Source organism: Polaromonas sp. CT11-55 (assembly GCF_047303325.1).
Classification (GTDB): Bacteria; Pseudomonadota; Gammaproteobacteria; order Burkholderiales; family Burkholderiaceae_C; genus Polaromonas.
This window is the reverse complement of sequence record NZ_JBKBEX010000011.1, coordinates 86,474-98,553: the sequence shown is the minus strand read 5'-3', so window position 1 is coordinate 98,553 and position 12,080 is coordinate 86,474. Positions and strand designations below refer to the sequence as shown.

Below are 12,080 nucleotides of genomic sequence, written 5' to 3'. Positions count from 1 at the left end.
AATGATGCGCGGCGTCGCCGGCATCAGACCAGCTTCTTCAAAAGCTCGGCCTTCTTGGCGTCGAACTCTTCCTGCGTGAGTATGCCCTTGGCCTTGAGTTCGCCGAGCTTCTCGAGCGTGGCCATCACGTCGTCGGGCTTCACGGCCGCAGCCGCAGCCGCCTGGGCCGCGTTGCCTCCGCCCTGCAGTCCTTGCTGCAGGTTTTGCGCCAGCACCTGGCCCAGCGCCACGCCGGCGCCCAGGCCCATGGCGTCGCCGGCAATGCCGCCGCCCGCGCCCGCGCCTTCGGCGAATTTGGGAATCGCCTGCGCCGTCTGGTACTGCATGAATTTGCCCATGTCGTTGCCGACCATGCCCATGCCGATTTTCTGGTCCAGGATTTTTTGCAGCTCTTCGGGCAGCGAGACGTTCTGCACCGTCATGCCTTCGAGCTTCAGGCCTATCTTGGCGAACTCGGGGGTGAGCTGCGTGACCAGCGCCTGCGCGAAGGCCAGCTGGTTGGCGGCCAGGTCCAGGAAGGCGATTTCGCTGGAGGCGATGGCGTTGGAAATGTTCTGCAGCACCAGGCCGCGCAGCTGGCCGTCGAGGTCGGCCGTGGTGTAGCTGTCGCGCGTGCCCGAGATTTCGGTGTGGAAAAGCTTGGGGTCAGCGATGCGGAAGTTGTAGTTGCCGAAGGCGCGCAGGCGCACGGCGCCGAAGTCCTTGTCGCGTATGGTGATGGGCTGGGGCGTACCCCATTTCTGGTCTATCTGCTGGCGCGTGCTGAAGAAATAAACGTCGCTCTTGAAGGGCGACTCGAACAGCTTGTCCCAGTTCTTGAGGTAGGTCAGCACCGGGATGGTCTGCGTGGTCAGCTTGTACATGCCGGGGCCGAACACGTCGGCGACCTTGCCCTCGTTGACAAACACCGCCATCTGCGATTCGCGCACGGTCAGCGAAGCGCCGTACTGAATCTCCATGTCGGCCATCGGGAAGCGCCATGCCAGGGTGCCGTCACCGGCCTCGGTCCACTGGATGATGTCGATGAACTGTTTCTTGATGAAGTCCATTAAGGCCATGGCGCGCTCCCTTTGAAGTGAGTTATCGGCCACATGATAACCGCGGGAAATGGCGCTTGGGCAGCCATTTCTGTCCGCAAAAACAGGCTGAAAAGGAAAGGCGGCGCCGGACGGCGCCGTTTACTGCCCCTGGCCTGCCTCCACCGGGTCGGCCAGGCATGCCACGCGGCTGCCCGCGCCCGTGCAATCGGCCTGGGCCGGGCCGTCGGGGTTGCGCGTATCGGGAAAACCCGCCAGGCGGAAAGCCGGCGTTTGCGCCGCGCCGGCCAACTCTGTTGCGGGCCGTATACCGGCCGCGCGGCGGAAAGCCTGCTCGCGCCTGTCGTCGGCCTCCAGCACCGGCAGCGCCGTTCCGTTGGCGATACGCGCGTCGCCGGTGCGCTCGGCCATGTTGGCCGGCGCCGGCGTGATGCTGGCCGTGGTGGCGGCCGTGGTGTTGAGCAGCACGTAGTTGCCGGCGTCCGCGCCCGACAGCGTGATGCCGGTGATGCTGACGGGTTTGCCGCTGCCGACGGCGGGCGTGTCGAAATTGCCGGTTGCCGTGCCCACCGTGAGCACATCCGTGCCAATGCGGCCGGTAAAGGCAGCGGCGCCGGTCGCCAGCGTGGCGGCCGTGGTGCCGTCCTGCACCTTGTCGGCGGCGGTGATGCCGCTGACGTTCGCGATCGAGGCCGGCGTGATGGTGGCCGTGGTGGCGGCCGTGCTGTTGACGCTGTAATTACCGGCGTCGGTGCCCGTGATGGCGATGCCGCTGACATTCACCGTCTTGCCGATGCCCGCGTTCTTGTCAGTGAAGTTCGCAGACGTGTTGCTGGTGGAGAGCACGTCGCCGGCGACCCGGTTGTCGCCCAGCGTCACTGTCGCGGCGGTGCCGCCGTCGTACACCTTGTTTTGTGCCGCGGCGCCTACGGTGAGGGCACGCTGTGTGATGTCGGCGGTGGTAGCGGCCGTGGTGTTGAACGTGTAGTTGCCGGAGTCCGTGCCGGCAATACCGATACCGCCCACGCTCACGGCCTTGCCGGTTCCCACATTTTTGTCTGCGAAGCTGGCCGAGGTATTACTGGCCGTGAGCACGTCGCCCGCAACACGGTTGTCCGTCAGGGTCACGCCGGCCGTGGTGTTGCCGTCATAAACCTTGTTGCTTCCCGTGGCGCTGACCGTGAGGGCGCGCTGCGTGATGTTGGCCGTGGTCGCCGCCGTGGTGTTGACGCTGTAGTTAGCCGCATCGGTACCAGTAATGGCTATGCCGCTCACGCTGACGGCCTTGCCGATACCCACGTTCTTGTCGGCGAAGTTCGCGGCCGTGTTGCTGGTGCCGAGCACATCGCCCGCGACACGGTTGTCCGTCAGGGTCACGCCGGCCGTGGTGTTGCCGTCGTAAACCTTGTTGCTTCCCGTGGCGCTGACCGTGAGGGCACGCTGCGTGATGTTGGCCGTGGTGGTCGCCGTGGTGTTGACGCTGTAGTTAGCCGCATCGGTGCCGGTAATGGCTATGCCGCTTACGCTGACGGCCTTGCCGGTTCCCACATTCTTGTCGGCGAAGCTGGCAGCGGTATTGCTGGCGCTGAGCACATCGCCCGCAACGCGGTTGTCGGACAAGGTGACGGTGGCAACGGTGCCGCCGTCGTAGACCCGGTTCTGGCCGGTGGCACTGACCGTAAGGGCACGCTGCGTGATGTCGGCCGTGGTGGCTGCCGTGGTGTTGAAGCTGTAGTTGCCGGTATCAGTGCCTGTGACGGCAATGCCGCTCACGCTCACCGTCTTGCCGGCGCCGACATTTTTGTCGGCAAAGTTGGCGGCGGTGTTGCTGATGGTCAGCACGTCGCCACCGACGCGGTTGTCAGCGAGGGTCACGCCGGCGGTGGTGTTGCCGTCGTAAACCTTGTTGCTTCCCGTGGCGCTGACCGTCAGGGCGCGCTGCGTGATGTCGGCTGTGGTGGCCGCCGTGGTGTTGACACTGTAGTTGCCGGCATCGGTGCCGCTGATGCTGATGCCGCCCACGTTGACGGTCTTGGCGATGCCCACATTCTTGTCGAGGAAGGCAGCCGAGGTGTTGCTGGCGGTGAGCACATCGCCGGCCAGGCGGTTGTCGGCCAGCGTCACGGCGGCGGCGCTGCCGCCGTCGTAGACACGGTTCTGGCCGGTGGCCGTGACGGTCAGGGCCCGCTGGGTGATGGTCAAGGCGCCGTTGGTCAGGGCCAGGGTGTAGTTTTCGTTGTTGGTGGCGCCGGCGGTGATGGCCACCGGGCCGGCGGCGACGGCCGTCCTGTCCACCGCGGTGGTGCTGTAACCAACACCCACACCGGCGGCGGTGTCGCCGTCGATCAGGCCGCTGACCACACCGGTCAGCAGCGGATTGCTGTCGCCATAGACCTTGGTCTTGTTGTCGGCCGTGACGGTCAGGGTCGGCGCGATGCGGTAGAGGAAGGTGTTGGCGCCGCCGGCCGGCACATAGCTGGCATCGCTGTTGTAACGCTTGCTGTAGCCGGTGACGCCCTCGAGCGTGGTGCCCGGGTCGCCGCTGTAGACCAGGTAACGGCCGGAGGCGGCCACGATGCCGCCCACACCCACGTTGTTGATGAGCTGGCCGCCGGTGCTGACGCCGGCCGCATTGGAGCTGCCGGCCTTGAGCACCACGGCATCGCCGGTGGCGGAAGAACTCACGGCATTGTTCAGCGTGAGGTTGGAGGCCGCGCCGGTGGTTTCGATTTTGACCGTGCCGCTGGCCGTCACGCCGGCGGTAGCGCCCACGGTTCCCACGATCAGCGCGCCCGTCTGTTTGTAATCCACGCTGCCGGCATTGGCCGCAAGCGTCGTGACGGCGTTGCCTGCGTTTGCGAGCGTGTAGCCGCCTGCGCCTGTGAGCGCAAGCCCGGAGGCGGCAATGGCGCCCGACTGGCTGACCGCAGCACCGGCGGACAAGGTGGCGTTGGCTGTGGTGGCCAGTGCCGCCACGTCAAATCCGGCGGCGCTGCCGTACTGAATGGCCCCCGCCGCATTGGCCGTGTCCGCGGCGTTGCGCGACTGCAGGTTGATGGCGGTGTTGGTATTGCCGCTGTTATTGAGCGTGATGGCGCCGCCGGCGTTGACCAGGGTCTTGACCTTGAGCGTGCCGGCCGTGATGTTGCCCGTGCCCGCCGTCTGGCTGACCGCGCCCGCCGCCACCAGGTCCAGCGTGCCGCTGCCCACATTCGAGGCTGTGGCGCCCACGCCCAGGTTGACGGCGCCCGCGCTGCGCACAAAGGCATTGGCATTGCCCGTGGTGTTGACGCTGAGGTTGGTGGCCGCGATGTCTATGCCGTTGCTGGCGTCCGTGCCGATCTGGCCGTTGGCATTGAGCGAGACGTTCTGCGCGGTGATGGTCTGCACGCCCACATCGGTGATGGAACCGGCATTGAGCGTCAGCGTCTTGCCGGCCAGGGCGACCGGCCCGCCGATTGTCATCACGCCCGTGCTGGCCGTGTCGCCGATGACGATGGGGCCGGTGGCGCCCGTGGCGAAGGCGGTGATTTCCGCGGCCGTGAGGTCAAAGCCGGACGCGCCGGCCAGTGACATGGCGCGGCTAGCGGTCTTGGCCTTGAGCGTGAGCACGCCGCTGGTGGCCAGCGCGTTGTTGCCGGTGTTCGCGGCGATGGCGACCGTATCGGCCGTGACGGTGATGGGCCCGCTGCCGGCAGCCACGTCGATGTTGGCATTCTGCGTGTAAGTGCCCGTGCCGGTGTCTATGGCGACAGCGCTGTTGGTGGTGCTGATATTGCCCGCCACCACCGTGCTGTTGTTGCCGTTATTCAGCGCGAAGCCGCCCGCCGCCGTGATGGCGTTGAGGGTGGCGATATTGTTGGCCTGGGTGCCGAAGTTCAGCGAACCGGCGCCGGTGCCGGCCACTGCCAGCGAGGCAGCCGTCACGGCGCCCGACTGCGTGATGTTGCCGCCCGACTGCAGCGCCAGCGCTGCCGTGGTGTTGATCGCGGCCACGTTGAAGCCGGTGGCGTCGCGGTAGGAAATTGCACCTGCGGCATTGACCGTGTCGGCGGCATCGCGCGCGCGCAGATCGACGCTGGCGGCCTCGTTGCCCGCGTTGTTCAGTGTGATCGCGGCACCGGCATTGACCAGCGTCTTGGCCGACAGCGTGGGTGCGGTGATGGCGCCGGTCTGGGTGATGGCGCCGCCGGCCGCGACCGTCAAGCTGGTATTGGCCGTGGACGTGCCCAGCACGATGGCGTTGCTGTCGCGCAGCGAGACGTTGTTGCCGCTGGTGACGGCGACGCTGGAGAAATTGTTGCCGGCATTGGCCAGCGTGATGTCGTTGGCCGTGCCGGCCGCCAGCGTGGTCGCGCCGGTCACGGTGAGCGCGCCGGTTTGCGTGATGGCGCCGCTGGTGTTCACGGCCAGCGTGCCCGAGACCGTGGACGCGCCCAGCGCCAGCGCATTGGCATCCGTGAGGCTGACGTTGAGCCCCGACACCACTGTCACCGCGCCGGTGAAATCATTGCCCGCATTGTTCAGCGTGATGTTGTTGCCGGCGCCCGCCGTCAGGGTCGCGGTGGTGGCCTTGATGGCGCCGGTCTGCGTGAGAGCGCTTCCCGCCGTCAGAGTCAGCGCATTGACGTTAAGTGCGCCGTTGAGGCTGATGTCGCCGGTGTCAGCGCCGGCGGTGGTGGCCGTCAGCGAGGTGGCGCCGGTGACGCCTGCCGAGGCGCCGCCTATGGCGCCCATGGCGATGTCGTTGGCGGTCACGGTCAGTGCCGACAGGGCCAGGCTCGCGCCGGTAGTGCCGTTGATCGCCACGTCACCGTTGCCTGCCTGCAGCACCAGCGCACGGCCCGAAGCCAGGCTGTTGACCGCGCCGTCCAACTGGATGTTGGCGCCTACGCCCGCGCCGGCATTGCCGCCGCGCGAGTCCAGCGTGATGCTGGCCGCGTTGAGCAGGGCATCGTCCTTGATGCGGATCGCGCCACCGGCGCCCGAAACCGCACCGCCGACCTGGTTGCCGCCCAGCGCCGTGAGGCCGCCGGCCAGCGTGATGGTGGGCGCTGCGCCCGCCGCATCGAGCGTGATGCTGCCCGCGTTGCCGCCCGCCGCCACCCCCGTGCCGCCGTTGCCACCCGTGGTGGTGATTGCGGCGACAGCCAAATTGCCGCCGGTGGACGCCAGCGACACCGCCGCGCCTTGCCCGCCGGCCTGGTTGGCACCCACGCCGTTGCCGCCGATCGCGGTGAGCGTGCCGGTGCTGCTGATGGCCGCCGTGGAGTTCACGGTGATCGCACCGCCGTTGCCGCCCGCACCCGTGGTGCTGCCGTTGCTGCCGTTGGCGGTGATCGCGGCCGTGGTAACGCCCGCGCCGCTGATGCTTACCGTGCCGGCATTGCGGCCGTTGGCTGTGCCGGTGGTTGCGCCGCCGCTGGTGGTGATGGTGCCGACCGTCGCGATGCCGCCTGCGGCCGAGGCAATGACATTGCCGCCGTGGCCGGAGGTGCCGCCCGTGGTGGTAAGCGTGCCGGTTGTGAGGTTGCCCGCGGCATTGCTCACGCTGATGCTGCCCGCCGTGCCGCCCGCGCCGGTGCCCGCCGCATTGCCGCTTTGCGCGGCCAGCGCGCCTGTCGTGATATTGCCGGCCACCGTGTTGGCCAGGCTGATGCTGCCGGCATTGCCGCCGTCGCCGTTGGTTGTGCCGCCCGCGCCGCCGTTGGCGGTGATAGCCGCCGTGGTGACCGTTGCGGTTGTTGTGATGCTAACGGCCGCGCCGCTGCCGCCTTTTTCATTGGCGCCGGCCGCTGCCGCGCCGCCGGAAGCGGTGATGGTGCCTGTGCCCATATTGAGGCCGGCGCCGCTGATGGTGACGCTGCCCGCATCGCGGCCGGCCAGGCCGCTGACCGTGGTGCCGCCGCTGGTGGTGATGTTGTTATTGAGCACGGACACCTGGCCCTGCGCCGACAGGCTGACATTGCCGCCATTGCCCTTGGTGCCGCCTGTGGTGGTGATGGCCGCGGTGGAGAGGGTCCCGCCAGCCGCCGTGTTGGCCACACTGATACTGCCGGCCGCACCACCGGCGCCCGTGCCCAGCGCGTTGCCGGTTTGCACGGTCAAAGTGCCGGTGCTGACGTTGCCGCTGCCGCTGCCGCTGCCGCTGTTGTTGACCGTGATGCTGCCGGCGTTGCCGCCGGCCGCGTTGGTGCCCACCGCGGCGCCGCCGCTGGCCGCGAGGTTGGTGACCGTGATGCCGGTGTTGCCGGTGATGCTGATGGCCGCGCCATTGCCGCCGGCCTGGTCGCCCGTCAGCGTGCCATTGCTGCCGCTTGCGGTGACAGTGGTTGCTGTGAGCAAACCGCCTGCGGCCTGCAGCGTCACACTGCCTGCATTGCGTCCCGAGGTGCCCGCATTGGCCGTGCCGCCGCTGGTGATGACAGCGCCCGTCGTCAGCACGCCGGCTGTTGACGTGGCGCTGATATTGCCGCCGTCCCCGTTGGCGCCACCCGTGGTGGTCAGCGCGCCGACGTTGAGTGCTGTGCCGCCCAGCGTGATGCTGCCGGCTGTGCCGCCCGTGCCTGTGCCGGTGGCCGCGCCCGTGGAGGCGTTGATGGTGTTGGTGCCCAGCGTGCCGCTGCCTGTGATGCTGACAACACCGGCATTGCCACCGGCCTGGTTGGTGCCCAGGCCGGCGCTGCCGCTGGCCGTGATGGCTCCCGTGACGGAGCGGTTGGCGCCGGTCACCGTGATGTTGCCGGCGCTGCGGCCGGCGCCGGTGCCGCCGGCCAATACCGTGCCGCTGGTGTTTAGTGTTCCGGTGACCGTGACGCCGGCTTGGGAGGCCAGCGTGACCGCACCACCATTGCCGCCGGCACCACCGCTGCTGTCTATGGCACCAGTGCTGAGGTTGGCGCCGGCCGCGCCGTTGCTGACGCTGATGCTACCGGCCGCGCCGCCCGCGCCTGTACCCGCCGCTGCACCTGTGCGCGCCGTGAGCGCGCCCAGTGCAATCGCGCCCGTCGTGGCCGAATTGTTCTGTACCGTAATGCTGCCGGCATCGCCGCCGTCACCGTTGGTTGTGCCGCCCGCGCCGCCGCTGGCGGTAATGGTGCTGATGGTCACGGCATCGGTGCTCGTGACGCTGACGGCTGCACCGCTGCCGCCCTTCTGGTTGGACGTGGCCGCTGCCGCGCCACCACTGGCCGTGATGGTGCCTGTGCCCATGTTGAGGCCGGCGCCGCTGATGGTGACCGTGCCGGCATTGCGGCCGGCCAGGCCGCTGACCGTGACGCCGCCGCTGGTGTTGATGTTGTTGTTGAGCACGGACACCTGGCCCAGGGCTGACAGGCTGACGTTGCCGCCGTTGCCCTTGATCCCGCCGGTGGTGGTGATGGCCGCGGTGGAGAGTGTTCCTGCGGCGGCGGTGTTAGTGACGCTGACGCTGCCGGCCGTGCCGCCCGCGCCTGTACCCAGCGCATTGCCGGTCTGCGCGATCAGGGTACCGGTGTTGATATTGCCACTGCCGCTGTTGTTGAGGGTGATGCTGCCGGCATTGCCGCCGGCCGCGTTGGTACCGACCGCCGAGCCGCCGCTGGCCACCAGGCTGGTGACCGTGATGCCGCTGTTGCCGGTGATGGAAATCGCCGCGCCGTTGCCGCCGGCCTGGTCACCCGTGAGGGTGCCGTTGGTGCCGCTGGCGGTGATGGTGGTGCCGGTGAGCAGGCCGCCCGTAGCCTGCAGCGTCACGCTGCCTGCATTGCGTCCCGAGGTACCCGCATTGGCCGTGCCGCCGCTGGTGATGATGGCGCCCGTCGTCAGCACGCCGGCCGTCGAGGTGGCGCTGATATTGCCGCCGTCGCCATTGGCGCCGCCCGTGGTGGTCAGCGCGCCGGCCACGACCGTTGTGCCGCTCAGTGTGATGCTGCCGGCCGTACCGCCGGCGCCTGTGCCGGTGGCGCCGCCGGTCGAGGCCGCGATGGCCACGGTGCCCAGTGTGCCGCTGCCGGTGATGCTGACCACACCGGCATTGCCGCCGGCCTGGTTGGTGCCGTTGGCCGCGCTGCCGCTGGCCGTGATGGCGCCGGTGACGGAACGGTTGACACCCGTGATGGTGACGTTGCCGGCGTTGCTGCCGGCGCGCGTGCCGGCAGCCAGCACGGTGCCGCTGGTGCCCAGGGTACCGCTCACGGTGACACCGGCCTGCGAGGCCAATGTGACCGCGCCGCCATTGCCGCCCGCGCCGCCCGCGGTGTTGATGGCCCCGGTGTTGAGGTTGCCGCCGGCCGCGTTGTTGGTGACGGCCAGGCTGCCGGCTGTGCCCGCAACGCCGGTGCCGGTGGCCGCGCCGGTTTGAGCCGTCAGGGCACCGGTGACCAGGTTGCCGCTTCCGCTGTTGGTCACGGTGATGGCGGCGGCATTGCCGCCTGATGCATTGGCGCCCGCACCGGCCCCGCCGCTGGCGCTGATGGCCGCACCGGCGATGCCGCCTGTCGCGGTGATGGAAACCGCGGCCGCATTGCCGCCGTTGCCGGCCGTGTTGGCGCCGGTGCCGCTGGCCGCCACGGCGCCCAGCGCGGTGATGGCGCCGGCTGCCGTGATATTGATCGCGCCGGCATTGCGGCCCGAGGTATTGGCCAGCGTCCCGCCGCCGCTGCTGGTGACAGTGCCCGCGCTCAGCGCACCGGCAGAGTTGAGCGTGACCGAACCACCGTCGCCGTTGGCGCCGCCGGTCGTGGTGATGTTGCCGGTGCCCAGGCTGGCGCCGGCGGCGCTGTTGGTGACCGAGATGCTGCCGGCCGTGCCGCCCACGCCTGTGGTCACGGCATTGCCGGTGCTCGCGGTGAGCGCGCCGATGGCGATATTGCCGGCGCCGCTGTTGGCCACGCTGATGCTGCCCGCGTTGCCGCCCACCGAAGGGCCGGCGCCGCCACTGGCGCCGCTGGCCGTGAGGGCGCCGGTAGCGGAGATGCCATTGGTGGAGGTAATGCCGATGTTGCCGCCGGCGCCGCCGGTTTGCCCCGCGCCCGATCCGGCGGAGCCGTTGGCCGTGATGGCGGCAACCGTGACGCCCGCACCTGTGATGCTGACGACACCGCCGCTGCGGCCCGGGTTGCCGGCGCCGGCCGCACCACCGGTGGCGGTGATGGCGCCGGCCAGGTTGATGGTGCCGGTGGCGTTGAGGGTGACGTTGCCGGCATTGGTGTTGGCCGCGCCGGTGGTGGTGATGGTGCCGGCCGCCATGCTGGTGATGCTGGCCGCCGAGAGGTTCACGCCGCCGGAGGCCGTCAGCGCGGCATTCAGGGCAATCGTGTTGCCGGCTTCAAAGCGGACCTTGTTGCCCGCCGTCATGGCCAGCGCATTGGCCAGCGTGATGTTGTTCGTGGCCTGCAGGTAGAGCTCGCTGTAGCCGGTGACGTCGGCGACCTGGATGGTGTAGGTGCTCGCGGCCGGTGGGTCGGCGAAAGCCACGTCGGGCGTGCCGTCGGCATTGTTGGGTGGCGAGGGCTGGACCGAGGCGTTGAGCAGGATGTCCTGCGGGTCCAACAGCACCCGCCCGCCGGTGCCGGCCGGCGCGGCCACGTCAACGCTGCCGTGCAGGTCCAGCTGCTGTTTGCCCGAGACCTCGACAAAACCGCCGTCGCCGCCGTTCACACCACCGCGTGCGCTGATGGCGCCGCTGTGGCGGGTGTCGCCATCGGCCCAGACCACCACCTTGCCGCCGTTGCCGCTGTCGGTCGCGTCGGCGCGTATCGCCGCGCCCGCCGCGATGTAGGTGCGCGAGGCGTTCTGCACGGCCGCATTGCCGCCCTGGTAATCGCCGCCCACCAGCGCGGTGCCGCCGCCCGCGGCGCCGGACACATTGATGGAAGCGCCGCTGTCGAGCGCCACCTTGTCGCCCAGCACCTGCACCGTGCCGCCGCTCTGGCCTGCCACCGCGCCGCTGGCGTCCAGCGTGCCCGAAACACGGACCACGCCGGTGCCGCCGCCGCTCAGCACAATTGTGCCGTTGCGCTCCACCGCCGAGTTGGCGCGGATGATGCCCGACTGGTTGATGACGGTCGCCATCGCGTCGCCCATGGCGCTGGCCAGCACGGCCACCTGGCCGCCCGCGGCGGAGATGCTGCCGCTGTTGTTGATCGCGGCCTGTGCGGCCGCGGCGTCCACCGAGAAGCGCACCAGCCCCGCGCCTGAAGCGTCAACCGACACACGCGAGCCTGCCAACAGGCCGACGGAACCAGCCTCGGCGCTGATGGCGCCGGTGTTGGTGACCTGCGGCGCGGCCAGCAGCACATAGCCGCCGCGCGCGGCATTGATGCTGCCGTAGTTGCTGACGGCGCCCGTTCCCGTGCCGCTGAAGCTGTAGCGCTCGGCCATGAAGTCGCCGTTGCTGATGTCCAGGCTGGAGGCAACCAGGCCGCCCACATTGACCTGCGCGCCGGGCGCGAACATCACGCCCGAAGGATTGACCAGGAAGACCTGCCCGTTGGCGCTCAGTGAGCCGAAGATGGACGAGGCACCGTTGCCGATGACGCGATTCAGCGCGACGGACGAAACGCCGGGCTGCACGAACTGCATGGACTGGCCGGCGCCTATGTTGAAACTTTGCCAGTTGAGCACGGCCTTGTCGCTGGCCTGGTTGACCACCATGGCATTGGCCGAGGGCGTGCTGACGCTGGCCTGGCCGGCCACGACCTGCGCGCCTTCGGGCAAGGCGGTAGCCCAGGGCGAGACGGCGGCCAGCAGCGTTGCAAGCAGCTGCGACAGGCGCCGGCCGCTGCGGATGCGGTAGGTGGCGCGCAGCTTGCGCGAGATCCTGACCACCACGGTACGCACAGCCCAGGGTCGGTAGGCGGCGTGGGTGCTGGATGCAGTGGCGGTCATGATGGGCATTCGGAATGAAGGGGGGCTAGTACTGCAACCCGAAAGTAGCGAAACACAATGAAAGTGATGGATTCGCGCCCAGGGCAAGGCGCAAGCCGCAGCGAAGGCTGGACGCCTTCGCAAGGATTGCAACGCGGCCATGGGTGCGAAGACGCGCTTTCATGTTTCGATACT

2 protein-coding genes are annotated in these 12,080 nt (G+C 69.0%); both read right to left on the bottom strand.

Annotation, left to right across the window (positions count from 1 at the left end):
- Positions 1 to 23 precede the first annotated feature (23 nt).
- The gene (locus tag ACEN8I_RS12550; RefSeq protein WP_413328795.1) at positions 24 to 1,058 is read right to left on the bottom strand and encodes an SPFH domain-containing protein; all 1,035 of its coding nucleotides are present in this window, start codon (positions 1,056 to 1,058) and stop codon (positions 24 to 26) included.
- A gap of 120 nt (positions 1,059 to 1,178) precedes the next feature.
- Entirely contained in the window at positions 1,179 to 11,906 is a 10,728-nt protein-coding gene (locus ACEN8I_RS12545; RefSeq protein WP_413328794.1) for a YDG domain-containing protein, read from the bottom strand.
- Between the last annotated feature and the right edge of the window lie 174 nt (positions 11,907 to 12,080).

Excerpts from the sequence above, each read along its gene's own strand:
- ACEN8I_RS12550 (WP_413328795.1), bottom strand. The coding sequence starts at position 1,058 with ATGGCCTTAATGGACTTCATCAAGAAACAGTTCATCGACATCATCCAG.
- ACEN8I_RS12545 (WP_413328794.1), bottom strand. The coding sequence starts at position 11,906 with ATGACCGCCACTGCATCCAGCACCCACGCCGCCTACCGACCCTGGGCT.